Consider the following 24,029-nt stretch of genomic DNA (forward strand, 5'->3'; position numbering starts at 1 on the left):
ATGAGAACACTGGGGAGCTGGGCCGCTTTGCTGGCCCTGGCGGGCTCGCTGCTCGCGGTGAGCCCGGCGCAGGCCGAGCCGATGTTCGAGCAGCAGGTGCTGTTCAAGGCGGCGCAGGACCCGGGGTACAGCTGCTTCCGGATCCCGGCGATCGTGCGGTCCGCGCACGGCACGCTGCTCGCGTTCGCCGAGGGCCGCATCGACAACTGCGGCGACACCGGCGACATCGACCTCGTGCTCAAGCGGTCCACCGACGGCGGCAAGACGTGGTCGCCGCTGCAGGTGGTCAACCGCGGCGGCGGGGACACCCACGGCAACCCGGTGCCCATTGTGGACAGCCGCACCGGCCGGATCGTGCTGATCACGACGTACAACAAGGGACGTGACGACGACAAGGGCTGCGATGTGCCCTGCCCGCGCACCCCGCATTCCCAGTACAGCGACGACGACGGCCTGACCTGGTCGACGCCCGTCGACATCAGCGCGCAGGCGAAGCTGCCGGACTGGGACTCGTGGTACGCGTCCGGTCCGGTGCACGGGATCCAGCTGACGCGTGGCCGCCACGCGGGCCGGCTCGTGTTCGGCGTCAACGCGGAAACCAGCGACGGCACGCATTCGATCGAGAACCACGCGGGGCTCGTCTACAGCGACGACGGCGGGCGCAGCTGGCACGTCGGCGCGGTGAACAGCTACCCCCACCCGGTCGGCGGTACGTACACCCAGAAGCCGTCCGAGGTCACCGTCGCCGAGCTGGCCGACGGGTCGATCTACGCCGGCGGCCGCGAGCAGGGCGGCACCGATATCGGCAACCGCGACTACGCCATCAGCCGCGACGGTGGTGAGACGTTCTCCAGGTCCTTCACCACCATCCCCGACCTGGTGACGCCGATGGTGCAGGGCGCGGTGCTGCGGGTCGGCAACCGCCTGCTGTTCTCGTCGCCGTCGGACACCGACCGGCGGCGGTGGATGATGCTCCGGTCGTCGTACGACGGCGGCCGGACGTGGGAGAACGCCGAGCAGGGCACGCGGATCACCACGGACTGGTCGGGCTACTCGGACCTGGTGCAGATCGCCGGTGCGCGGATCGGGCTCCTGTACGAAGGCGGCGCGGTCGACGCCCGGGACGAGATCCGCTTCGCGCGGTTCGACGAGTCGTACCTGGGGTGGCACAACTCGGCGGGACCGTCCACACCGGACGTTTCCGGCCACGCCGACGCGCGGGTGCTCGGCGGTGCTTCCCTTGCTGCGGGGCGCTTCGGTGGCGCCGTTTCCCTGGACGGCGTCGACGACTACGTCCGTGTTCCCTACGACCCGGCGCAACCCCCGGGCGACGGCGACCTGACGTGGACGGGCTGGTTCCGCTACGGCGCCTCGAAGGGCAACCAGGTGCTGTTCTGGCTCGGCGGGATGGGCGGCACCGCCCCGCAGCTGTGGCTGCGCGGCGAACCGGCGAACCACCGGCTGCTCGCGATGATGACCACGGCCGCCGGAAGCGCATCGATCACGACCGCGCAGGCGTACGACGACCAGGCGTGGCACCACATCGCGCTGGAGCGCACCGGCGGGAAGCTGCTGCTGTGGGTCGACGGTGTGCAGGTCGCTTCCGGTGCCGCCGTGACGGGTTCGGTGAGCCAGACGGTGTCGTTCCAGCTGCAGCTCGGCCAGCGGCTGGACAACCAGTTCCGCTGGAACGGCTCGTTCGACGAGGTCGGGTTCTACCGCCGGGCGTTGACGGCCGCCGAGCTGGACGCGATCCGGCTTGGGAACGCACCCGTTCCGGCGGGCCAGGTACTGCGGCTGCCGTTCGACCGGCTCCGCGGCTGAAGCCGCTGGTCAGAGCGTCCGGCAGGTGACGGCCGGGCGGCCGGCGTCGCTGCTCTGGGCCAGGGCGATGAAGCCGAACGTCGTCGTCGCGTTGGCGTTGAGTTTGGCGTTCCACGCCGCGTTGTCGACCGTGACGGTGGAGCCGTCCACGGTGTAGTCGCCGTTCCACAAGCCGGTGATGTGGTGGCCGTCCGGGAGGGACCAGCGGACGCTCCAGCCGGAGAGGTCCTCGCGGTGGTCGTTGCGGACGGTCACCTGCACCTGGTAGCCGCCCGGCCAGGAGTTCGTCACCTCGTAGCTGGCCGCGCAGCCGAGGTCGGCGGCGGTGGTCGGGGTGGGCGGCGGCGGTGAGGTGACCGGCGCGGCGACCACCGGTGCCGAGTCGGGCACCAGGGCCGTCCCGATCAGCACCCCCGCCGCCAGCAGGACGGCGCCGGCCGCGACGGCCAGCACCAGTCGGCGCCGAGGCCGGCGGACGCGCAGCAGCCGCGTGCCCGTGCGCGGCCGGGGGCGCGGGGGCGGTAGCGGGCGGCCGTCGGTGACCGCCTCGAACAGCTGCTGGACCTCCGCCATCGACGGCCGCGCGGCCGGGTCGCGCTGGAGCATACGGGTGAGGACCTCGGCGAGCGGGCCGTCGTGCCGGGGCGGCGTGACGTCTTCGCGGGCGACGCGCAGGAGGAGGGCGATCGCGTTGTCGTCGGTGCCGAACGGGGGCGTGCCTTCCAGCGCGCGGTAGAGCGTCGAGCCGAGGGAGAAGACGTCGGCGGGGAAGCCTGCCTCGCGGCCGTTGGCGACCTCGGGGGAGAGATAAGCGGGGGTGCCCGCGATGAACCCGCCGCCGGTCACGGTGCCTTCGCCGGTCGCCCGGGAGATGCCGAAGTCGGCGATCTTGGCGACGCCGTCCTCGCCGATGAGGACGTTCCCGGGCGTGACGTCCCGGTGCACGATGCCCTCGGCGTGCGCCGCGGCGAGCGCCGACGCGGTCTGCCTGCCGATGCGCGCGACGTCTTCGGCGGGCAGGCACTCGCGGTCGAGCAGGATCTCGGCCAGGCTCCGCGACGGCAGGTACTCCATGACCAGGTACGGCTCGCCGTCCTGCTCGACGACGTCGTGCACGGTGATGGCGTGCGGGTGCCGCAGGCGGGCGGTGAGCCGTGCTTCGCGCAGCGCGCGCTCGGCCGCCTGCTCCCCGGCGGCCTCCCCGATGGCGGCGTCGTAGTCCAGCTGCTTGACCGCGACGACCCGGTCGAGCCGCTCGTCACGAGCCCGCCAGACGACGCCCATGGCGCCTTGGCCGATCCTCATCGTCAGCCGGTAGCGCCCGGCGATCAGCTCTCCTGCGTCGGTCACGACGACCTCCCGGCCTTCCCCGGAACACACGGATGCGGGGAACGATCGGTTCGAGCTTATCGAGGTGCGGGAGGTGCCGCCGAGGAGCGGGCCCGGTTGCCGGATGCGGGCTGCCGCGGCCTTCCGGCCGATGCGCCGGTCGCGGCCAGTCGGCTGTGGCGCCGATGAACGGGCCTGGTTGCGGCGGGCGGGCGGCCCGGCATCGGCTGCCCGACCCGCTCGCCGGGATGCGGGCCCCGACGTGCGCACCCCGGCGCCGACCAGCGACTCCCGCGGCCCACCCACCGCCGAAGCAGCGGGCAGGCCGCGGTCTCACGCGCCCGGCCGGTGCAGCTGGTCCCAAGCCGGCACGTACGGCGTGAACCTCAGCTTCATCCCGGCCTCCGCCGGCAGTTTGTCCGCCTTCCGCGCGTTGCAGCTGCGGGCCGCGCCGCCGCACGCCGCGACCGTGTTCAGCCACGACGTGCGCTCGCCGCCGCGGCTCAGCGGGACCACGTGGTCGATCGTCGTGGCGCGGGCGCCGCAGTACGCGCAGCGGTGGCCGTCGCGGGTGAGGACGCCGCGGCGGGACCAGCGCGGCGGCTGCGTATATCGCCACTTCATCACCACGTACCGCAGCAACCGCACGATCTTCGGGCGCGGGAACAAGCCGTACGCGAGACCGTCTTCGGCCTCGTGGATCTCCGCGACGTGCCGCACCAGCATGCGGATCGCGTGCGGCACCGAAACCGTCTGGAGCGGTTCGTAACCGGCGTTCAGGACGAGCACCTTCACAACACACCTCTTTCCTCTCGGCGAAAATCGTCGCCGAGGGGAAAGAGCCGCGTCAATCGTGTTTCACCGCAGGGGATGCGCGCGGAAGAACCGCCAGATGACCGGCGTCGCGTCGATCACCGTCGGCGTGGCCGAGTCGTTGTTCGGCTGCGTGCTCGGCCAGACGTGCCCGGCGCCTTCGACGCGGTAGTGCTCGAGCGCGCAGCCGAGCCACTTCTGCGCCACGACCCCGGGCACCGGCGTCCACGACACCGGCTCCGGGCGGCAACCGTCCCTTGTGGACCAAGCCGCCAGCCAGTCCGGGATGGCAGGCAGGCCCTTGGCCGGGTTGCCGGCGTACGGGATCGTGGTGTCGGCGGTGCCGTGGAAGTCCAGCACCGGCACCGGGCGGCTCGGGTCGCACGCGCCGCCCTGCGGGTAGAACGCGCCCGACACCGGGGCGAACGCCGCGATCCGGCCCGCCAGGCGGCACGCCAGCACCCCGACGAACCCGCCGCCGTTGGACTTGCCCGCCGCGTAGATGCGCCCGGCGTCGACGCACAGCGTGCGCTGCAGCGAGTTCAGCAGGTCGCTGGTGAACAGGACGTCGTCGGCGGCGGCCGAGTAGGGCGCCCCGGTCCAAGCCGACTCGCCGTCCGTGCCGATCAGGCCCTGGGGGTACACCGAGATCGCGTCCAGCGCCGAGAAACCGGACAGCTCCTCCTGGTACTGGGACGTCCGCTTGTGCCCGTGGAACGACAGCACGAGCGGGTACGGCCGGTGGGCGTCGTAGCGGGCGGGCAGGTGGACGGTGTACTCGCGGTCCAGGCCGCCCGAGACGACGTGCCGGGTCGTCGTCGCCCCGGGCGGGATGCCGGGGGTGCGCCCGCAGCCGGTGGTGCGGACCGGGTGGTCGGCGACGCCCGCCGCGGCGGTGGGGGCGGCGAAGGCGGTGGTCAGGGCACAGGCCGCGGCGAACGCGGCGGCCCACCGGGGAAGGCGTCCGGGCACTCGATCCTCCTTGATCGGCAGCGGGGCGTGGCCAGCATCACACCAGGTCGCGGGCCCTCCTACATTGCGTTCATAAAGTGCGCGGCCGGGCTCGGTAGGATCGACCCACCCTTCGGCCGAGAAAACCGGAAAGGACCGGAAGTGACCACCCCGATCGAGACGCTCGAGTTCCAGTCGGAAGCGCGTCAGCTGCTCCAGCTGATGATCCATTCGATCTACTCGAACAAGGACACGTTCCTGCGCGAGCTCGTCTCCAACGCCTCCGACGCGCTCGACAAGCTGCGCCTGGAGTCGTACCGCGACAAGGACCTCGAAGCGGACACGTCCGACCTGCACATCGAGCTCGAGACGGATCCGGCGGCCCGGACGCTGACGGTGCGCGACAACGGCATCGGCATGACCCGCGAGGAGGTCGTCGCCCTGATCGGCACGATCGCCAAGTCGGGCACCGCCGACTTCCTGACCAAGCTGAAGGAGGCGAAGGACGCCGCGGCGTCGCAGGACCTGATCGGCCAGTTCGGCGTCGGCTTCTACGCCAGCTTCATGGTCGCGGACAAGGTCACGCTGGTGACGCGCAAGGCGGGCACCGGCGAGGGCGTCCGCTGGGAGTCGACCGGCGAGGGCACCTACACGATCCAGGAGGTCGAGGACGCGCCGCAGGGCACCGCGGTCACGCTGCACCTCAAGCCCGAGGACGCCGAGGACCACCTGTACGACTACACGTCCCCGGCGAAGATCCGGGAGATCGTGAAGAAGTACTCGGACTTCATCACCTGGCCCATCCGGATGACCGGCGAGGGCGAGGACGCCGCGCCGGAGACCGTCAACTCGATGAAGGCGCTGTGGGCGCGCTCGGCCAGCGAGGTCACCGAGGACGAGTACCACGAGTTCTACAAGCACGTCAGCCACGACTGGCAGGACCCCCTGGAGACCATCCGGCTGCAGGCCGAGGGGACGTTCGAGTACCAGGCGCTGCTGTTCCTGCCGTCGCACGCGCCGATGGACCTGTTCCTGCGCGAGCGCAAGCGCGGCGTCCAGCTGTACGTGAAGCGCGTCTTCATCATGGACGACTGCGAGTCGCTCGTCCCCGAGTACCTGCGGTTCGTCAAGGGTGTCGTCGACGCCCAGGACCTCTCGCTCAACGTGTCGCGCGAGATCCTGCAGCAGGACCGGCAGATCCAGCTGATCCGCCGCCGCCTGGTGAAGAAGGTGCTCTCGACGGTCAAGACGATGATGACCGCCGACGCCGAGAAGTACGCGACGTTCTGGCGCGAGTTCGGCCGTGCGGTCAAGGAGGGTCTGCTCGACGACTTCGAGAACCGCGAAGCCATCCTCGAGATCTCGTCGTTCGCCTCGACGCACGACGCCGAGAAGCCGACCTCGCTGCGCGAGTACGTCGAGCGGATGAAGGACGGCCAGGAGCACATCTACTTCATGACCGGCGAGTCGCGCTCGGCCATCGAGAACTCGCCGCACATGGAGGCCTTCCGGGCGAAGGGCTTCGAGGTGCTGGTCCTGACCGACCCGATCGACGAGATGTGGGTCGACGCGGTCCCGGGCTTCGACGGCAAGCAGTTCCAGTCGATCGCCAAGGGCCAGGTCGACCTGGAGTCGGACGAGGACAAGAAGGCCACCGAGGTCGCCCGCGAGCAGCAGAACAAGGACTTCGAGGGCCTGCTGTCGTGGATGGGCACGGCGCTGGGCGAGAACGTCAAGGAGGTGCGGCTCTCGTCGCGGCTGACGACGTCGCCGGCCTGCATCGTCGGGGACACCCACGACCTGACGCCGACGCTCGAGAAGATGTACCGCGCGATGGGGCAGGAGCTGCCGCCGATCAAGCGGATCCTGGAGCTGAACCCGGAGCACGGCCTGGTCACCGGCCTCCGGGAAGCGCACGCGGCGCGGCCGGAGGACGAGGGGCTGGCCGAGACGGCCGAGCTGCTCTACGGCATGGCGCTGCTCGCCGAGGGCGGCGAGCTGGCCGACCCGTCGCGGTTCATCAAGCTGCTGGCGGGCCGGCTGGAGAAGACCCTCTGACACCGGGGCCCGGGCGGGCCGCACCCGCCCGGGCCGTCAGGGTGCCGCATTGCCGGATCGGCGCGGCCGACGTCTTGAATGAGTCATTCAGGTCCTCGGAGGTCCTGAATGACTCATTCAAGACACCGCAGGCGGTCACGGTGCCGCGTTCATCAGGTCCAGCGCGCTCTGCTGCCGGGCGGCGTCGGCCTGGTCGAACGGGCCCGCCCACAGCAGCCCGTACGCCTCGGCGCTGTTGCGGTCGTTCGCGTACGCCGAGTTCGCCTGGCGCTGCAGATAACCCGTGTACGGCCGATCCGCAAGGGCCGCGTTCAGCACCGCCAGGTCGCGGACGTACACCCCCTTGAACGTCGGGCCGTCCGCGCCGCCGCCACCCGCCGTCTCGCCCGGGTCGCGGAGGATGCCGCCCGGGTTGAGGGAGCCGTTCGTCGTCGACGCGTTCGCCATCGTGCGGGCTTTCGTCAGCAGCGCGGCGTCGCCGGTCGCGCGGTACAGCTCGGTCAACGCCGCCAGCGGCACGCCCTGGTTGTAACTCCAGACCGCCTGGCCGTTGTTCGCGCAGGCCGACGTCAGGCCGTCGTTGACCAGGTTCGAGCCGTTGATCATCCCGGAGCCCGCGAACCACGACCACCCCGCGCGGGCGCGCGCCAGGTACACCGTGTCGCCCGGGATCCGGTTGTGCAGGGCCGCGTTCAGCTGGACGTACAGCGAGTTCGGGATCGCGTTCTTGTAGCCGCGGCTCGTGCTCCACCAGACCCCGCCGCCGCAGACGCCGTCCCAGTAGGCGTACATGTGGTCCGCGTCGGCGCGGGCGGTGTTGAGGTACTTGCCGTCGCCGGTCAGGTCGTAGGCGTCGACCCACGCGAGGCCCCACCACCCGGTGTCGTCCAGGTAGTCGTTGCGGAACTGGCCGCCCTGTGCCGCGAGGTTCTTCGTGTACGTCGTGTCGATCGCGTACCGGTAGCTGCCCATGCCGCTGATCCGGACGTTGTCGATGATCGCGGTCAGGGCGTTGGCCGAGTTCCACCAGCCGGTGGTGTCGAACAGGCCGGTGCCGAGGTTGTACCGCTCCATCAGCGCGGTGGCGGCCGCGGTGCGGCGGTCCCACGCGTTCCACGTCGGGCGCGCCCAGCCGGTGCAGGCGATGCTCCCCGAACCGGCGGGCTGCCCGCAGGCGCGCAGCAGGCCGACGCCCTTGTTCGCCCAGTCGTCGGCGTTGTACATCAGGGTCCGCCAGCCGGTCGCGCCCGCCGGTGTCGCGGTGTCACCGAGCTTGCTGCCGCTCGCCCACGTCCGGCCGGCGTCGAACGAGCGGTCCAGCCAGACGTGGTCGCCGGCCGCACCGCCGGTGATCGCCGCCCAGCCCATGTCGTCGGCGTCGTCGAGGTGCAGCGAGAGCCGGCGTCCGCCGATGCTCGCCGAAGCGCCTTCGCGATCGCCGGGGGAGAGGGCGGGATCCCGGGCGTCGCAGTACTTGTCGCAGATCGTGGCCAGGGGAGCGACCGGCGACGGGGTCGGTGCCGGGGTGGCGGCCAGGACGAGGGTGAGCAGGGGAGCCAGGATGTGCATCGGTCACCTTCCGCGCTGAAGGGCGATGCTTTCCTTTGTAACAGGGAAAACCGGTTGGTCCAGTCCTTTGCGGGACAGGTTCCGGACAGGAATTCACGCCCGCCGGGAGCCGAGCAGGAGCAGGCACAGCACCGCGATCCCGGTGACGAGCCCGGCCACCAGCAGCATGGGGTCCAAGGTCGGCGACGCGGCCGCGGTCGCCTGCTGGACGGCGGGCTGCTCCGGTGCGGGGGCGGCGGCGGTCGTGGTGACGGACGGCGAGGTGGTTCCCACCGAGGCCGCCGCCGCGCCGGACGTCGGGGTGGTCGCGGTGGTCCGGGCCGGCGCGGGCTTCGTCGCCACCGGCGTGCTCGCCGGCTTCGGCGGGGCCGTCGTGGCCGCGGGCAGGACCGTAACCGACGCCCGCATGTCCGGGTGCACCGAGCAGTAGTAGGCGTAGGTGCCCGGCTGCCGGAACGTGTAGCTCCAGCTTTGGCCCGCCGACAGCCGCGGGCTCCGGAACGCCACCGGCGCGCTCGTCGTGACGACGTCGTGCGGTGCGTCGTCGTGCTGCGTCCAGGTGACCGTGTCACCGACCCGGACGGTCAGCGAGGCGGGGGAGTAGGCGTAGCCCTGCATCATCACCTGCTGCGTCGCCGCGACCGCGGTGGCCGGGGCGGTCAAGAACAGCAGCAGGCCGGCGAGGACCAGCGCGGCGGTCCGCCTCATCGGACGAACTCGATCGCGATCTCGACGCGCAGCCGGCGGCGGGCGAGCAGCCGCGTGATCCGGCGCGCCCGGCGCGGCATGCGCTGGGACGGGAGCACGTGCCCGGCGGCCCAGACGACGACGCCGTCTTCGTCGCGGTGCCGGACGTCGCCGCGCAGGCTGACCTCGCGGCCGGCGACGTGGCCCTCGACCACGAAGGGGTCCTCCGCGACTTCGTCGGCGGAGAAGGTGAGTTCGCCGCCGCGGAACACCCGGCCCAGTAACGGGATCCCGGTCCGCACCGAGCCGTCGAAGGTGACCGTGAGCGCCGAACCGGGGGTCCAGTGTCCCGCGGTCGCGGTGAGCCGGCCGCGGACGAGCGGCGGACGCGGGGAGATCTCGATGACGCACCGGTCGCGGCGCAGGGTGTAGCCCGTCCCGGGCGGGGCGGGCAGGACGGCAGTGTCGGTCATGGGGGAGTTCCTCCGGGAAGGGGGGGGCGGGTGGCCCGGCGCGAACCGGGCCACCCGCCGCGGTCAGCAGCTCGCCTGGTTCAGCAGCGGCGTGAGCACGGATTCGAGCCACACCGTGTGCGTCTTGACGTACTGGTCGAGGTTCAGCAGGTCGGTCACCTGCTGGCCCAGCGACGTCTCCAGGTGCGCGCTCTTGATGTGCGCGACGATCGGCGCGAGCGTGTCGGTGAGTACCTTCCCGCCCGATCCGTCGAACGCCGGGGCGAGCACGGTTTCCAGCCACACCGTGTGCGTCTTGATGTACTGGTCCAGGCTCAGGATGTCCTGCACCTGCTGCCCGGGAGAGGTCTCCAGGTGCGCGCTCTTGACGTGGTCGAGGATCGGCTGCAGGACCGCCTTCGGCACGCAGGAGCCGCCGGCCGGGGTGGACGGCATCGGCATCGAGTGGCTCGGCGCCGAGGTCGGGGCGGACGTCGGGGCCGAGGTCGGCGGGGCACTGGTCGGTGCCGAGCCGGTCACGGTGACGGTCGCCTTCATGTCCGGGTGGATCGCGCAGTAGTAGGAGTAGGTCCCGGCTTGGGTGAAGGTGTGGCTGAAGGTCTGCCCCGTCTGCAGCGTCGGGGACGTGAACTTCTCCGGGCCGTCGGTGACCACGATGTTGTGCGGGGCGGTGTCGTGGTTGGTCCACGTCACCGTGTCGCCGACGGCGATGGTCAGGCTCGCCGGGGAGAACTTGTACCCCATCGCTTCGACGGATTTCGCCGAGCCCGTGGCGGCGGCCGGCGCGGCCTGTTCCTGGGCGAGGCCCTGGTACAGCGGCACGGCGAGCGGGCTCTGCTTCGCCAGCGCCGCGAGGTCGACGTCCGCGGCTTGCGCCGGGGCCGCCTGCTCACTCGAGCCGCCGCGGAGCGTGGCGATGCTGAACAACGCGACCGCCAGGGCGAGGATCGCCACGGCGACCGGCCAGTGCCGTCGGCGCCGCACCTCCTCCGGTTGCCCGGGGGAGACGTGGGGGTTGTCCATTGAGGACTCCTTTCGCAGGGTGTGCGATCAGCGGCCGGGGCTGGCCGTGACGAGGAAGCTCGCCGCGAGGAGAACCACGATGACGAGCGTGGTTTCGGCGGCGACGGAGTGGACGAACGGGCGGACGGTGCCGGCGTCCCCGCGCAGGACGACGGCGAAATCGAGGCGGCGGCCGACCCAGCTGCGGCTGGCTTGCGCGGCGAGGAGCACGACCGCGAGCACGCCGAGCTTGATCAGGAGGGTCTGTCCGTAGGCGGTGCCGAACACCCGGCCGATGCCGCCGAGGGTCTGCCACGCGAGCACCACGCCCGCGGCGACCACCACGGCGACCGAGACCATCGCCAGTTTCGAATAGCGCGGGATCACCGTGGCGAGCTCTTCGGGATCGCGGCGGGCGAGGACGCCGAACAGCAGCACGGCCAAGCCGCCGATCCACGCGGAAGCGCCCGCGAGGTGGGCGAAATCCGCGATCTGCGACAGCCACGGCCGGGTGCTCTCGGCCGCGTGGCCGGTGAGACCGGTGGTGCGAAGCAGTCCGAGCACGATCGCGCCGGCCGCGGCGCGCCAGGGCAACGCCGTCGCCGCGTCGCGGCCGCGCTGCAGCAGCCAGGCCAGCACGACCCCGCCGAGCAGCCACAGCAGGGCCCTGGCGAACCAGATCCGCCCGAACTGGCTGCCGAGGGCCTCACCGAGCAGGTCCAGCGCCAGGAAGTCCGCGGCTGGGCGTTGCGCCGCCCACGCGGCTTGCAGGCCGAGCCCGGCGAGGGTGCCCAGCAGGCCGAGGAGCCAGCCCGTCACCAGCACCGACCGGGCGCCGCGGTGCCCGGCGCCGGCCGGCCAGAGCACGGCGAGGAACAGCAGCCCGCCGGCGAACAGCGTCAGGCCGGCGTAGTCGGTGGTGCGGGCGAGCACGTACCACGCCTTGACGGGATCCACGCTCACCGTCCACTCGGGACGGTCGAGGCCGGGATCCCGACCGCGGCGGCGGGCACCATGGCGGGTTCGAGAGCGCCGTCGGGCGTCCGGCAGTACCCCAGGACGAGCGCGCCGACGCCGTCCGGGCCGGTGACGCCGAGGCCGGTGGTGACGGCGCCCAGCACCGGCAGGCCGCCGACGGTGTCCAGGACCTGTTGCGCCGCACCGGGTTGGCACGCGGGGACGCCGGTGCCCGGTGGCGGTTCCGTTCGCGGTGGCGGGGTCGTCCCCGGTGGCGGTGCCGGGGTGCCGGGGTCGAGGGGCGGTGTCACCACGACGTCGCCGGGCGGGGTGGGCATCGGCATCGCCGGCTGATCGCCCGCCGGGACCACCGGGTCCGCGGGGAGCGGGGAAACCGGGACGTCCGATGGCGGCAAGGCCGAGGGTAATGGTGTGGCGCCCGGGGTTTCGACCGTGGCCTGGTGTCCGCCGTCCGCGATCGGCGGTGGGGTGGCCGCGTCGGCGGCGCCGCCGGGGTGCAGTCCGATGCCGGACGCGTAGCCGACGACGACCACGACCGCGCCGGCCAGGCTCGCGGCGATGACGTGGTCGCGGCGCACTGCGAGACCTCGCACGTTCGGTCCTCCCAAGAGCAGGAATCCGTTCGCCCGGAATGGAATGCGCCGGAATGCCGGAGCGGCCGGGGAACACGGGAATGTGGAGAGCAGAAAACCAGCAGCCCGGTTTCGAGGAGTGTTCTTCACGTGAAGCGCAGGTTAAGTTGGCCGGCCATTCGGCGGCCCGGCTCGGTGAGATGCTGCGCCGAACGCTCCGGAAACTGGACCAAACGGGTGACCGGGGTGGCTAACCCGTGGAGCAACCGTCCGTTTCGCCCAGTTCGCGGGAGCGGGTCCGCCGAGGCGGTGAGAATTGCTTAACGCAGTCGTTTCACGGTTCACCGTTGTGCGGCCGGACGAGATCACTACCGTTCCGTGACGCCCGCCTGTTCCGCGAATCCCGAGAACGCGAGGAAATCATGTCTTTCCGGTGGTCTTTTCCCGTCCGCGTCGCCGCCGCGCTGGCCGCCGCCGGCAGCGCCGTCCTGCTGTGCGCGCCCGCCGCGGCCGCGCACAGCGTGCTGATCTCCAGTTCGCCGGCGAAGGACGCGGCGGTCACCGCGTCGCCGGCCGAAGTGGTGCTCGAGTTCAACGAGCCGGTGGAGAACCGGTTCACCGAGCTCGCCGTGCTCGGGCCCGACGGCGCGTCGCACTGGGAGGGCGGCCCGGTGTCCGTTGTGGACGGTCGGGTTTCCGCGCCGCTGCGCCCGCTCGGCCCGGCCGGGGGCTACACGATCCGCTACCGCGTCACCTCCGGGGACGGCCACCCGGTGTCCGGCGCGATCCCGTTCCGGCTGACGGTGGCGGGGCCGGCGACGGCGGCGGCGGCCGCCACCATGGCGGCGAGCCCGGCCGTCGACACTTCCGTGCCCTGGTGGCCCTGGGTCACCGGCGGCGCCGTCCTGCTCGGCACCGGGTTCGCCGTGGCCCGGCGCGTGGCGCGCGCGAACACCTGAGCCACGGCGGTGTGTGCGCTCGCCGGCCGGCGGGTATCCACCCGCCATGACTCATCTCGACGACACCCGGGCCGCGCAGCTCGACGAGTTCGTGCTCGCGCGGCTGGAGGAAGACGAGGAACGCGTCCGGGCCGGCGAGCTGCCCCTGCTCGACGAGGCCGAGCGGCGGGGCAGGCTGCGGATCATGTACGCCGACGACGGCGACGGCCTGCTGCTCGCCGGCGGCCCGGTCGAAGCGATGGAGGACCGGCACCCCGTGCCGTTCGCCGAGAAGGCCGAATTCCTGCGCCGCGAGATCCGCGACGCCCACGACGACACGTCGGTGAAGCTGATCGCGTCGGTGTACGAAGCGCACCCCGATTGGCAGGACGACTGGCGCCCCTGAGCGTTTCGCCCGCCGTCACAACGGGAATGCGTCAGGCATGTCCGGAACCGTGCTCGACGAAGTGACGGCGATCCGCGAGTCGGCCGCACCGCTGCGCAGCCCGCAGGACCTCGACCCGCTGGTCCGGCGGATCGGCCACGCGCGGATCGTGCTGCTGGGCGAAGCGACCCACGGCACCGCCGAGTTCTACCGGTGGCGCGCCGAGCTCACCCGGCGGCTGCTCGCCGAACGGGACTTCTCGTTCGTCGCCGTCGAAGGGGACTGGCCGGAGTGTCATCGGGTGCACTGCTGCGCCGTCGGGGCGCCGGGCGCGCCCAACGACCCCGGGCAGGTGCTCTGGGGCTTCCGGCGGTGGCCGACCTGGTTGTGGGCCAACGAAGAAGTGGCCGAGTTCGCGGCCTGGCTGCGGTCCTTCAACGCCACCGGCGACGGGCCGCCGTGCGGGTTCCACGGCCTCGACGTCTACAGCCTCGGGGAATCGCTGCGCGGTGTCCTCGGCTACGTCCGCGCCCACGCGCCCGGGCACGTCGAGGCGGCGCTGCGGGCGTTCCGCTGCTTCGAACCGTTCGGCGAAGATCCGCGCGGCTACGGGGTTTCCGCCGAACTGGTGCCGGAGAACTGCCGCGAGGAAGTCGTGCGGCTGCTGACCGAGCTGCGGTCCGCCGCGCCCGCCGACAGCGTGCCGGGGCTCGGCCCGGCCTTCGTCGCCGAGCAGAACGCCGAAGTCGTCGCGGGCGCGGAACGCTACTACCGGGAAATGGTCCGGGGTGGCGCGCGGTCCTGGAACACGCGGGACACGCACATGAGCGACACCCTCGACCGGCTGCTGCGCGCCTACGGCCCGCACTCGAAAGCCGTGGTGTGGGCGCACAACTCGCACGTCGGCGACGCGCGCGCGACCGACATGGCCGCGGCCGGGATGCTCAACCTCGGCCAGCTGGTCCGGGAACGGCACGCGGCCGACGGCGTGGTCACGGTCGGCTTCGGCACCTTCCGCGGTTCGGTGCTCGCGGCCGACCACTGGGGCGGGGCGGTGCGCCGGATGCCGGTCGAGCCGGCGCGCCCGGGCAGTCTCGAAGGCCTCCTGCACGACGCCGTGCCGGGGGAGGAGAGCCTGCACGTCTTCGCCGAAGACACCGCGTGGGCGGAGGAGCTGCGCGAGCACCGGGCGATCGGCGTCGTCCACCGCGGCGGCGGGTACGTCCCGACCGTGCCCTCGGCCCGCTACGACGCGTTCGTGCACTGCGACGAGACGACCGCGAGCACGCCGTTGCACCAGTGGGAGCCGGAAGCGGGTGAAGAGGCGCAGACTTACCCGAGCGGGGTCTGACGCGGAGGGAGCGCCCATGGCCGGCCGGGTGTTCGCCGACCGCGACGACGGCGGGCGGCGGCTGGCGGGCGAGCTGCGCCGCCGGAACTGGGTGGACCCGCTGGTGCTGGGGCTCGCCCGCGGCGGCGTCCCGGTGGCCGCGGTGGTCGCCCGCCTCCTCGGGGCGGAGCTGGACGTCGTGGTGGCGCGCAAGATCGGCGCGCCGGGGCGGCGCGAATACGGGGTCGGCGCGGTGACCCCGGACGGCCCCGCGCACTACGACGAAGCCATCCTGCGCGCGCTGAACCTGACCACCGCCCGGCTGGCGCGGGCGGAGGACCGGGAGCGGGCGGAAGCGCGACGGCGGCTCGAGCGTTACCGCGCTGGCCGGCCCGCGGTTCGCCTGGCCGGGCGCGACGTCGTCCTCGTCGATGACGGGCTGGCCACCGGCGTCACCGCAACGGCGGCACTGCGCGAACTCCGCGCGGAGCACCCCCGGACGGTGGTGTTCGCGGCCCCGGTGGCCGCCCCCGGCGCGGCCTCGCGGCTGCTGGAGGAAGCCGACGACGTCGTCTGCGTCGCCGAACCGCCGAGCTTTCGCGCGGTCGGCCAGTGGTACGCGGATTTCCATCAGATCGGGGACGAAGACGTGCTGGACCTGCTCGAACGGTGACGCGCTGCTCCGCCCGGGGCAGGCCGGATTGACCGACTGGGTGACGGGGTATCACCCGGCAGGGGCTCCGACGGGATGGGCAGGACGCGATGATCGAACGGGACGGACTCGGTGCGGCGGCGCGCGGGCTCCGGCAGTACCTGCTGGCCGTCGCGGCCAAGCTGGACGTGCCCGCCTGGTTCTGCGAGGTGACCGTGCCCGCGAGTGGCTACCTGGCCCTCGACCGGCGCCTCGACCGCTTCCCGGACCACGAAGCCGCATTGCTGTGGGACGAGCGCGACGGCTGGTCGGCGGCGGTCGAGTCGGCGACGGGCGACGAAGTCATCGCGCTCGCCTACCTGGGCGTGGACGTCCTGCCGTCCCCGGACGAGGTCGTGGCGTTCGTGAACGACCTGTACGGCGAGGGCTACCCGGGCCGGCCCGACCCACCGGACTTCCGCACCCCGGGCGCCCCGGACGGCTTCGACGACCGGCTGGCCGCCTACGCCGCCGACCCCGTCGGCCAAGCCTGAGTCAGCGCGGCGGGAGCACGCAGAACTCGTTGCCCTCCGGGTCCGCCAGCACGATCCACGGGTCGTCGGGCGGGTCGTCGAGAACCTTCGCGCCCAGCATCACCAGGCGTTCCACCTCCGCCCGCTGGTCGAGCCCCTCCGGCGCCAGGTCGAGGTGCAGCCGGTTCTTGCCGGATTTCCCCTCCGGTACCGGCTGGAAGAGCAGCGCGGGGCCGTCGGCGAAGTCCAGCTGCCGGTAGTTCAGGCCGTGCGAGTCGGTCCACGTGCGGGTTTCGCCGTGGCCGATGGCCTTCGCCCAGAACTCGGCGAGCAGGTCGGGCTGATCGCAGTCGACCGCGACGGCCAGGATGCGGGCGGCCGTCACGACACGATCCGGTTGATCGTCGCGGCGACCAGTTCGGGTTCGGCGACCGTCACGGTCAGGCCCGGGTGCAGGAGGACGCCCCACGGTTCGATGCCGGGCACGGGGTCGTGGAAGCGGAGGCACACGCCGCCGCGGGTGGTGGTGCCGAACGTCAGGCCGCGGTCGGCCAGTGACAGCCGGACGCCGAGCGCGCGCACGGGGCTGAACGGGCCGGTCGCTTCGGCGCCGGCGATGTTGTCCAGCGGGGTCTCGACCAGCCAGGGCCCGAACCGGACGCGCAGGCCGCCGGTGTCCAGCTCCAAGCCGCTGCGCGGGCCCAGCAGGCGGCGCAGCCAGGGGAACGGGACGGCGAAGTCCGCGTGGAGCCGGTGGTGCACGACGACGGCGGGCGCCGCCGTGCCGCCGGTTGTCATGCGCCGCCGCCGATCGGCGGGACGTCGGTGTCGTCGTCGGGGGCGTTTTCGGGGTCGCGCCACTCCTCGGCGCGGGCCGGGCCGTTGCCCTGCAGCGTCCCGCGCAGCTCCGCCTTCAGTTCGTCGTCCTCGCGCGGCGAATGCTGGTCGCTTTCGCGGTGCATGGGAACCTCCTTCACGCGGTGTGCTTCCGGTTGGCGGCGCGCGCGGCGAAGATGCCGAGCGCCAGCGCGGCGAGCGCGGTGAGCCCGTGCAGCACGTTGCCCGCCCAGTTCAGGTTGATCGGGTCTTCGGGGGTGCTGAACGCGGTGGCCAGCACGCCGTACGCGGTCATGCCGGCGAAGCCCACGAACAGGACCCAGCAGTAGATGAGCGACCCGGCACGCCGGGTCGCGGCGAGCAGCCCGAGCACGCCGACCACCGTGTGGACCAGGCTGAGCAGCGGCGTCACGCTGAAGATCCAGACGGTCCGGCTCGGGTCGTGCCCGACCGCGGCCGTTTCCGGGGTGAAGAACCCGGCGACGCCGAGCACCAGGTAGAGCAGCCCGATCACGGCCACGACCGGGCGGAGCCACGGCGCTCCCGCCCGGGAGCGGATTTCGGCGGACGACATGGGGCTCTCCTTCCCTCCACGCTCGGATACCCGGCCGGAGGTGCGGGAAACGGCGGAGTGGAACGGGCCGGACGGCGGGCTGAGGAAGCCGCCGTCCGGCCCGCGGCCGGGACCCGCGCCGGTCCCTGCAGCCAGGACGCGGGCCCCTGGTCTAGGGGGAACGCCAGTCGTGCTCGCGGTAGGCGGCGCCGTGCCGGTCGGCCCCCGCCACGACGGCACGCCGCGGCGAAGCGGGTTCGGCGGGCAAGCTGGCCGGAGTGGGCACGGACGTCTCCTTTCGGCGTGTCCCCCGGCGGCTACCACCTCGTCCGGCGGCTAAACGCGCGGTCGGCGGACCGACCCCGACCGGTCGTCCGGTGCCGTCCTGAGTTTGTGCGCGCGGCCCGCGGGGGTAATCGCGCGGTTCCCCCGAGTGGCAGGAGAACGCGTGCACGAGCCGGACCAGGACCGGTGCCCCACCACTTCAGCCGTGGCCTCCGGCCGGCGGCTCCGGTTCAAGCGGCAGCTCACCGTCGCGCTCGGGAACAGCGGGCCCTCGCCCGACGACGACCGGCGCGACCGGGGTCCGCTCGGCTGGCTCGCCCGCGCCCTCCGCGTCCCCGGTCGTGAGCGGCGGGTCCTCGTCCAGAGCGCCAAGGCCACCCTCGCCGCGACCGGCGCCTGGCTGCTCGCCACCCTCGTTCTCCGTCTGCCGCAACCGTTCCTGGCTCCCTACGCCGCCGTCTTCCTCGTCGAGTCGACCGTCTACCGGTCACTGCGCGGCTGGGTGCAGCAGGTCGGCGCGGTGGCCTGTGGGGTGCTGCTCGCCGCCGTCGCCGGGCAGCTCATCCCGTGGCAGGCCGTCGCGCTCGCCGCCGTCGTGTTCGCCGGGCTGCTCGCCGGCAGCTGGCAGCGGTTCGGCGAGTCCGGGGTGTGGGTCGGGGTCACCGGCATGCTGGTGGTCTCGTACGGCACGGCCACCGAGCCGGTGCTGCTCGGCGACCGCCTCCTCGAAACCGCGCTGGGCGCCGCGATCGGGGTCGCGGTCAACACCCTGATCTTCCCGCCGCTCCACGGCGAACGCCTCGCCACCGCCGCCGCGCGGCTCGCGACGGCGCTGGCGGATCTCCTGGAATCGACGTCCGACCTGATCCGCCACGACGAACCCGAAGGCGTCGATTCCCTGCTCTCCCAAGCGAACGACGCGCGAAGCCAGGTCTTGGCCGCCGAAGACGCGGCCGGGCTGACGCGGGAAGGCCGGCGGCTCAACCTGCGCCGGGGCCGCCCGGCCGCCGGTGCCGGGCACGACCGTCCCTTGCGGACGCTCATCGCCCTGTGGCCGCCGCTGGCGCAGCTCATCGCCGCCGTGCGGACGACGTCGGCGCGCCAGGAGCACCCGTTCGCCTACCCGTGGCCGGACGCGCGGGACGCCCTCGCGGACCTCGTGCACCGCCTCGCCGGAGCCGTCGAGTCGGTCGCGGCGACCGGGGAGCCGGTCGACCTCGACGATTGCCGGGCGCTGCTGCACCGGCTCGAGCGGCGCCTGGTCTCCGCCGAGGACGACGGCGTGCCGGCCTGGCTGGGGCTCGGCGCGCTGATCCTCCCCGCGCGCCTGCTGGTGGAAAGGCTGGAAAACCGCTGACCGGGTCAGTGCACCGCGACGGCGCCGGTCTCCGTGCGGTGGCGGCGGCACTCGGTGCACACCATCGTCTGGCCCAGCAAGGCTCCGTCGCCCGACACCAGCCGGGCCACGTGCAGAGTGGGCAGGCCGCACTCCTCGCACGGGATGGGCTTGCTGTCGCGGCTGATCAGGACTCGGTTCGGCATGGGGCTCCCTGACTCGATCGAAGTCCGCGCCGGTTACCCCGTGATCGCGCCCACACTCCTCCGGCGCAGTGAACTCACCCGAATGGAGTAGGGGGCTCGGTGGTGGGCCGCGGGACCAGCTCCTGGTAGGCCCGCAGCGTTTCGGCGGCGACGCGGTCCCACGAGTAGCGGGCCACCACGCGGTCGCGCCCGGCGGTGCCGTAGGCGTGGCACAGAGCCGGGTCTTCGAGCAGCCGCCGAAGCCGGGACGCCAGCTCCCTCGGCTCGCGCGGGCGGACGAGCAGCCCGGTGACGCCGTCGACGACGGTGTCGGTCAGCCCGCCGACCGCGGCCGCGACCACCGGGACACCACACGCCATCGCCTCCAGCGGCACGATCCCGAACGGCTCGTACCACGGGGTGCAGACGACGATGTCGGCCGAGCGCAGCAGGACCGGCAAGTCCTCTCGGGACACCCGGCCGGGCCAGCGCACGCGGTCGCCGACGCCGAGCCGGGCGGCGAGTGCCCGCAGCCGCCGCGCTTCCGGGTCCTCGGCGAGCCGGCGCCGTTCAGGACCGCCGGCGATAACGAGCTCGGTGCCGGGCAGCCCGGCGAGCGCGGCGATCGCGATGTCGAACCCCTTGCGCGGGACCAGCCGGCCCACGGTGACCAGCCGGCGCGGGGTCCGGCGGCGGGCGAGCGGGCCGTCCACGGTGAACCGCCCGAGGTCGACGCCGCCGGGGACGAGCGAGATCCGCGACCGCGGCACGCCGAGCCGGGACAGCTCGAAGACCTCGTCCGAGCAGGTGGCGAGCACGCGCCCGGCCCGCCGCCCGATGATCCGTTCCAGCCGGATCCGGTCGGCCGGACCGGTGTCCCCGCCGCCGCGATAGCGCTGCTCGACCACGCCCAGCGCGTGGAAGGTCTGCACCACCGGGGTCCCGGTCGCGCTCGCCGCCAAGGCGGTCGCGACGCCCGACGTCCAGAAGTGCGCGTGCGCCAGATCCGGCCGCTCGGCCGTCCACCGGTCGCGCAGGAACCCGCCGAAATCGCCCGTTCCGGAGAGTGCGCGCTCCTGGCGCGCCGGTCCGGCGGGTACGTGCACCACCCGGAACCCCTGGGGTGCCCGGACCTCGGGCGGTTCGTCGCGGCGCTGCCGGCGCGTGTAGACGGTGACGTCGTGACCGGACCGCGCGAGCGCGGCCGAGAGCTCGCCGACGTGCACGTTCCGGCCACCGGCACCGGGTTCTCCCGGTGCCGTCAGGGGATTGGCGTGCTCGGCCACCATCGCGATCTTCACCGCCCGGCTCCCGTCCGCGAGCCGGGCGCGGGCCGGAGCAGTAGTCTCGGGCCCCGGGATCCGGGATCATTCATGTTTTCTTGGGTTCCCGGACACCGCCGGTTAAACCTCCGGCCACCGCGGGCCCCGCGACGGCCGGGCGTCGACGAAGGGATCTCCATCCATGCGGTTCACCCCACGGGGCACCCGGTTCTTCGACCTGCTGACCGATGCCGCGAGAAACCTGGTGACCGCGAGTGCGCTGCTGCAGGAGCTGGTGGCGGCCCGTCCCGAAGACCGCGAAGCGCTCGCCAAGCGCCTGCACGAGGTCGAGCACCAGGGCGACGAGCTGACGCACACGATCATGGTGGAGCTGAACAGCTCGTTCGTGACGCCGTTCGACCGCGAGGACATCCAGGCGCTCGCCGGCAAGCTCGACGACGTGCTCGACTTCATGGACACCGCGGCCGACCTGGCCGTGCTGTACCGGCTCGAGGCGTTCCCGCCGGGCACGGACGTGCTGGTCCGCGTGCTGTGCCGGTGCGCGGAGCTGACCGCGTCGTCGATGCCGGGCCTGGCGAAGGTCGGCGACCTCGAGCCGTACTGGATCGAGGTCAACGAGCTGGAGAACGAGGCCGACCGCCTCTACCGGCGGATCCTGGCGCACCTGTTCGAGCCGGGCGGGGACGCCCTCGAGGTGCTGAAGACCAAGGAAGTCGTCGAGCAGTTCGAGCTGGCCGCCGACGCCTTCGAGCACGTGGCCGACGTGGTGCAGACCATCGCGGTCAAGGAGTCCTAGTGACGGGGACGGCCGCCCTGGTCACGGTGATCGTGCTGACGCTCGTCTTCGACTACACGAACGGCTTCCACGACGCGGCGAACGCGATCGCCAGCGCCGTGTCGACCCGGGCCTTGACGCTGCGCGCCGCGCTGGTACTGGCGGCGGTGATGAACCTGGCCGGCGCGCTGCTGTCCACCGGGATCGCGGCGACGGTGGCCAAGGGCATCATCGACGTCCCGCCGGGGCCGGACGCGCTCACCGTGGTCTTCGCCGCGCTGCTCGGCGCGATCACCTGGAACCTGATCACGTGGTACTTCGGCCTCCCGTCGTCGTCCTCGCACTCGCTGATCGGCGGCATGGTCGGCGCGGCACTGGCGGCGGCGAGCACGGTGCACTGGTCGGGGATCGCGGAGAAGGTGCTGATCCCGATGGTGGCTTCGCCGCTGCTCGGGCTGGTCCTGGGCTACGCGGCGATGCTCGCGGCGCTGTGGCTGCTGCGCCGGGCGAACCCGCACCGCAGCGGCCGGGTGTTCCGCCGCTTCCAGATCGTCTCGGCCTCGGCGCTCGCCCTCGGCCACGGCCTGCAGGACGCCCAGAAGGGCATGGGCGTGATCGTGCTGGCGCTGGTGGCGGCGGGGCAGCAGTCGACGTTCGCGGTCCCGATCTGGGTGACCCTGCTGTGCGCGGCCGCGTTGTCGCTGGGCACCTATTCGGGTGGCCTGCGGATCATGCGCACCCTCGGCCGCCGCGTCTTCCCGCTGGACCCGCCGCACGGCTTCGTGGCGGAGTCGGTGGCGTCGTCGGTGCTGTACGTGACGGCGTTCGCGGTGAAGGCCCCGATCTCGACGACGCACGTGATCACGGCGGCGATCATGGGGGTCGGCGCGACCCGGCGGCTCTCGGCGGTGCGGTGGGGGATCGCGAGGGACATCGTCCTGGGCTGGGTCCTGACCTTCCCGGCGGCGGCCGCCGTGGCGGCGGCGGTGTACCTGGTGGCGGACCTGCTCACCTGAGGGCTCGCGGCGTGTCATGAACGACTCGTTCATCGCGTCGGGTGTCAGTGGCCCCGGAAAGTCGGGTCGGCGCGGTCCGCAGCGCTGCGCCAGCGTCTTGAATGACTCATTCAGGACCTCCGAAGACCTGAATGAGTCATTCAAGACGTCGGGCGAGCGGGTCACCGACGGCAGAGCGGCCTGGCAGCGTGACTTTGCCGAGACCCCGGCCGTGATGTCGTGAACGACTCGTTCATGTCGTCTGGTGAGGTGAACGACTCTTTCATGACGTCCGCCGCCGACCTGCTCACCTGACGCTGCGTTTGGCGTCTCCGGGAGCGTCGCGAATGACTCATTCGCGACCTCTGGCGTCCCCAATGGGTCATTCGCGACCTCCGCCGCTGCCGCGCCGCGCCCTCCGTCCCACCGCTCACCTGACGCCGCGTTTGTCTCTCCCACCTCCGGGAAACCGGGGCCGAGACCCGCACGCGGAAAGGGAGAGCCATGAAGGCAGTGACCTGGCACGGCAAACGCGACGTCCGCGTCGAAGAGGTGCCCGATCCCAAGATCGAGGAGGGAACCGACGCCGTCATCCGCGTCACCTCCACCGGGATCTGCGGCTCCGACCTGCACCTGTACGAGGTGCTGGGCGCGTTCATGACCGAAGGCGACATCCTCGGCCACGAACCCATGGGCGTCGTCGAAGAGGTCGGGCCCGAGGTGAAGCACATCAAGCCGGGGGACCGCGTCGTCGTCCCGTTCAACATCTCCTGCGGCCACTGCTGGATGTGCGACCGCGGGCTGCAGTCGCAGTGCGAAACCACCCAGGTCACGGCGCAGGGCAAGGGCGCCGCGCTGCTCGGGTACACCAAGCTCTACGGCCAGGTCCCCGGCGGCCAGGCCGAGTACCTGCGCGTCCCGCAGGCCCACTACGGCCCGATCAAGGTGCCCGACGGCCCGTCGGACGAGCGGTTCGTCTACCTCTCCGACGTCGTCCCGACCGCCTGGCAGGCCGTCGAGTACGCGAACGTGCCGCAGGACGGGACTGTCGTCGTCTTCGGGCTCGGGCCGATCGGGCAGATGAGCGCCCGGATCGCCCGGCATCGCGGGGCGGGCCAGGTGATCGGCGTCGACCTCGTGCCCGAGCGGCTCGCGCGGGCTCGCGAACACGGTGCCACCGCGCTGGACACCCGGGACCACAAGGACATCGGCGACACCATCCGCCAGCTGACCAACGGCCGCGGGGCCGACTCCGTGATCGACGCCGTCGGCATGGAGGCGCACGGGGCCCCGGTCGGGCGGCTCGCGCACAACCTGGTCAACCTGCTCCCGCAGGCCATCGGCGCCAAGGTCACCGAGAAGGCGGGCATCGACCGGCTGAGCGTGCTGTACGCCGCCATCGACAGCGTCCGCCGCGGCGGCACGATTTCGCTGTCCGGTGTCTACGGCGGGATGGTCGACCCGATGCCGATGATGGAGCTGTTCGACAAGCAGGTCCAGCTGCGGATGGGGCAGGCCAACGTCCGGCACTGGATCGACGACATCATGCCGGTGCTCACCGGCGACGGCGATCCGCTCGGCGTCGAGGGCTTCGCCACCCACAAGCTGCCCCTTCAGGATGCACCGCGCGCGTACGAGATCTTCCAGAAGAAGCTCGACGGCGCCCAGAAGATCCTGCTGCAGCCGTAACCCTCGGGAGGGAACTGA

The 24,029-nt window shown here is 72.4% G+C and carries 26 protein-coding genes; 11 read left to right on the top strand and 15 right to left on the bottom strand.

Annotation, left to right across the window (positions count from 1 at the left end):
• Positions 1 to 1,824: a sialidase family protein gene (locus H4696_RS04065; protein WP_086863807.1), complete on the top strand. Its 1,824-nt coding sequence runs from the start codon at positions 1 to 3 to the stop codon at positions 1,822 to 1,824.
• A 9-nt stretch (positions 1,825 to 1,833) separates the two neighbouring features.
• Here H4696_RS04065 and H4696_RS04070 read toward each other — a convergent pair whose 3' ends face one another.
• The 3 genes from H4696_RS04070 to H4696_RS04080 form a co-directional block, all read right to left on the bottom strand.
• The gene (locus H4696_RS04070; RefSeq protein WP_192782057.1) at positions 1,834 to 3,174 is read right to left on the bottom strand and encodes a protein kinase domain-containing protein; all 1,341 of its coding nucleotides are present in this window, start codon (positions 3,172 to 3,174) and stop codon (positions 1,834 to 1,836) included.
• 312 nt (positions 3,175 to 3,486) lie between these two features.
• The gene (locus H4696_RS04075; RefSeq protein WP_192782058.1) at positions 3,487 to 3,948 is read right to left on the bottom strand and encodes an HNH endonuclease; all 462 of its coding nucleotides are present in this window, start codon (positions 3,946 to 3,948) and stop codon (positions 3,487 to 3,489) included.
• A 63-nt stretch (positions 3,949 to 4,011) separates the two neighbouring features.
• Positions 4,012 to 4,938: a CE1 family esterase gene (locus tag H4696_RS04080; RefSeq protein ID WP_143265508.1), complete on the bottom strand. Its 927-nt coding sequence runs from the start codon at positions 4,936 to 4,938 to the stop codon at positions 4,012 to 4,014.
• A 141-nt stretch (positions 4,939 to 5,079) separates the two neighbouring features.
• Here H4696_RS04080 and htpG point away from each other — a divergent pair, with 141 nt between their 5' ends.
• A complete protein-coding gene (gene htpG, locus H4696_RS04085; protein ID WP_192782059.1) occupies positions 5,080 to 6,975 on the top strand; it encodes a molecular chaperone HtpG in 1,896 nt (631 codons plus the stop codon).
• Between the two features lie 135 nt (positions 6,976 to 7,110).
• Here htpG and H4696_RS04090 read toward each other — a convergent pair whose 3' ends face one another.
• The 6 genes from H4696_RS04090 to H4696_RS04115 form a co-directional block, all read right to left on the bottom strand.
• Positions 7,111 to 8,544 (bottom strand): glycoside hydrolase family 76 protein, encoded by a 1,434-nt coding sequence (locus H4696_RS04090; protein ID WP_086864548.1) that lies wholly within the window; start codon positions 8,542 to 8,544, stop codon positions 7,111 to 7,113.
• A gap of 93 nt (positions 8,545 to 8,637) precedes the next feature.
• Positions 8,638 to 9,252: a cupredoxin domain-containing protein gene (locus H4696_RS04095; protein WP_192782060.1), complete on the bottom strand. Its 615-nt coding sequence runs from the start codon at positions 9,250 to 9,252 to the stop codon at positions 8,638 to 8,640.
• On the bottom strand, positions 9,249 to 9,704 hold the full coding sequence (locus H4696_RS04100; protein WP_192782061.1) for a hypothetical protein: 456 nt from the start codon (positions 9,702 to 9,704) through the stop codon (positions 9,249 to 9,251). The genes H4696_RS04095 and H4696_RS04100 overlap by 4 nt, the downstream gene beginning before the upstream one ends.
• Before the next feature lie 63 nt (positions 9,705 to 9,767).
• Positions 9,768 to 10,727, bottom strand: coding sequence for a cupredoxin domain-containing protein (locus tag H4696_RS04105; protein WP_192782062.1), 960 nt, complete (start codon positions 10,725 to 10,727; stop codon positions 9,768 to 9,770).
• Positions 10,728 to 10,754: 27 nt separating this feature from the next.
• Entirely contained in the window at positions 10,755 to 11,663 is a 909-nt protein-coding gene (locus H4696_RS04110; RefSeq protein WP_192782993.1) for a CopD family protein, read from the bottom strand.
• 2 nt (positions 11,664 to 11,665) lie between these two features.
• Positions 11,666 to 12,277: a hypothetical protein gene (locus H4696_RS04115; protein WP_192782063.1), complete on the bottom strand. Its 612-nt coding sequence runs from the start codon at positions 12,275 to 12,277 to the stop codon at positions 11,666 to 11,668.
• 401 nt (positions 12,278 to 12,678) lie between these two features.
• Between H4696_RS04115 and H4696_RS04120 the strand changes: the two genes are divergently transcribed.
• The 5 genes from H4696_RS04120 to H4696_RS04140 all read left to right on the top strand — a co-directional run bounded on the left by H4696_RS04120 (position 12,679) and on the right by H4696_RS04140 (position 16,094).
• Positions 12,679 to 13,215: a copper resistance CopC family protein gene (locus H4696_RS04120; protein ID WP_086865671.1), complete on the top strand. Its 537-nt coding sequence runs from the start codon at positions 12,679 to 12,681 to the stop codon at positions 13,213 to 13,215.
• 46 nt (positions 13,216 to 13,261) lie between these two features.
• A complete protein-coding gene (locus H4696_RS04125) occupies positions 13,262 to 13,600 on the top strand; it encodes a hypothetical protein (protein ID WP_086863333.1) in 339 nt (112 codons plus the stop codon).
• 37 nt (positions 13,601 to 13,637) lie between these two features.
• The gene (locus H4696_RS04130; RefSeq protein WP_086863334.1) at positions 13,638 to 14,930 is read left to right on the top strand and encodes an erythromycin esterase family protein; all 1,293 of its coding nucleotides are present in this window, start codon (positions 13,638 to 13,640) and stop codon (positions 14,928 to 14,930) included.
• Positions 14,931 to 14,946: 16 nt separating this feature from the next.
• A complete protein-coding gene (locus H4696_RS04135; protein ID WP_086863335.1) occupies positions 14,947 to 15,582 on the top strand; it encodes a phosphoribosyltransferase in 636 nt (211 codons plus the stop codon).
• An 89-nt stretch (positions 15,583 to 15,671) separates the two neighbouring features.
• Positions 15,672 to 16,094, top strand: a complete 423-nt coding sequence (locus H4696_RS04140; protein WP_086863336.1) for a DUF6292 family protein — start codon at positions 15,672 to 15,674, stop codon at positions 16,092 to 16,094.
• Between the two features lies 1 nt (position 16,095).
• On the opposite strand, the gene H4696_RS04145 is transcribed toward H4696_RS04140, so the two are convergent.
• Genes H4696_RS04145 through H4696_RS04160 form a run of 4 tightly spaced genes read right to left on the bottom strand, consistent with a single transcriptional unit; the run spans position 16,096 to position 17,484 of the window.
• Complete coding sequence (locus H4696_RS04145; protein WP_086863337.1) at positions 16,096 to 16,458, bottom strand: VOC family protein; 363 nt, start codon at positions 16,456 to 16,458, stop codon at positions 16,096 to 16,098.
• Positions 16,455 to 16,871, bottom strand: a complete 417-nt coding sequence (locus H4696_RS04150; protein ID WP_086863338.1) for a hypothetical protein — start codon at positions 16,869 to 16,871, stop codon at positions 16,455 to 16,457. Before H4696_RS04150 ends, H4696_RS04145 begins: the two co-directional genes overlap by 4 nt.
• Positions 16,868 to 17,035, bottom strand: coding sequence for a hypothetical protein (locus tag H4696_RS04155; protein ID WP_166641521.1), 168 nt, complete (start codon positions 17,033 to 17,035; stop codon positions 16,868 to 16,870). The genes H4696_RS04150 and H4696_RS04155 overlap by 4 nt, the downstream gene beginning before the upstream one ends.
• Positions 17,036 to 17,046: 11 nt before the next feature.
• Positions 17,047 to 17,484, bottom strand: a complete 438-nt coding sequence (locus tag H4696_RS04160) for a DUF4383 domain-containing protein (protein ID WP_086863339.1) — start codon at positions 17,482 to 17,484, stop codon at positions 17,047 to 17,049.
• A 427-nt stretch (positions 17,485 to 17,911) separates the two neighbouring features.
• Between H4696_RS04160 and H4696_RS04165 the strand changes: the two genes are divergently transcribed.
• Positions 17,912 to 19,105, top strand: coding sequence for an FUSC family protein (locus H4696_RS04165; RefSeq protein ID WP_249027148.1), 1,194 nt, complete (start codon positions 17,912 to 17,914; stop codon positions 19,103 to 19,105).
• A gap of 5 nt (positions 19,106 to 19,110) precedes the next feature.
• Here the strand turns inward: H4696_RS04165 and H4696_RS04170 are convergent, their stop codons facing one another.
• Both H4696_RS04170 and H4696_RS04175 read right to left on the bottom strand, forming a co-directional pair.
• A complete protein-coding gene (locus H4696_RS04170) occupies positions 19,111 to 19,290 on the bottom strand; it encodes a hypothetical protein (RefSeq protein ID WP_086863340.1) in 180 nt (59 codons plus the stop codon).
• Positions 19,291 to 19,364: 74 nt separating this feature from the next.
• Positions 19,365 to 20,570: a glycosyltransferase gene (locus H4696_RS04175; RefSeq protein WP_086863341.1), complete on the bottom strand. Its 1,206-nt coding sequence runs from the start codon at positions 20,568 to 20,570 to the stop codon at positions 19,365 to 19,367.
• A gap of 163 nt (positions 20,571 to 20,733) precedes the next feature.
• On the opposite strand from H4696_RS04175, the gene H4696_RS04180 reads away from it, so the two are divergent.
• From H4696_RS04180 to H4696_RS04190, 3 genes are all read left to right on the top strand, one after another.
• The gene (locus H4696_RS04180; protein ID WP_086863342.1) at positions 20,734 to 21,348 is read left to right on the top strand and encodes a DUF47 domain-containing protein; all 615 of its coding nucleotides are present in this window, start codon (positions 20,734 to 20,736) and stop codon (positions 21,346 to 21,348) included.
• Positions 21,348 to 22,343 (top strand): inorganic phosphate transporter, encoded by a 996-nt coding sequence (locus H4696_RS04185; RefSeq protein ID WP_086863343.1) that lies wholly within the window; start codon positions 21,348 to 21,350, stop codon positions 22,341 to 22,343. Before H4696_RS04180 ends, H4696_RS04185 begins: the two co-directional genes overlap by 1 nt.
• A gap of 483 nt (positions 22,344 to 22,826) precedes the next feature.
• Complete coding sequence (locus H4696_RS04190; RefSeq protein WP_086862347.1) at positions 22,827 to 24,011, top strand: zinc-dependent alcohol dehydrogenase; 1,185 nt, start codon at positions 22,827 to 22,829, stop codon at positions 24,009 to 24,011.
• Positions 24,012 to 24,029: the final 18 nt, after the last annotated feature.

This window comes from Amycolatopsis lexingtonensis, assembly GCF_014873755.1.
Taxonomy (GTDB): Bacteria; Actinomycetota; Actinomycetes; order Mycobacteriales; family Pseudonocardiaceae; genus Amycolatopsis; species Amycolatopsis lexingtonensis.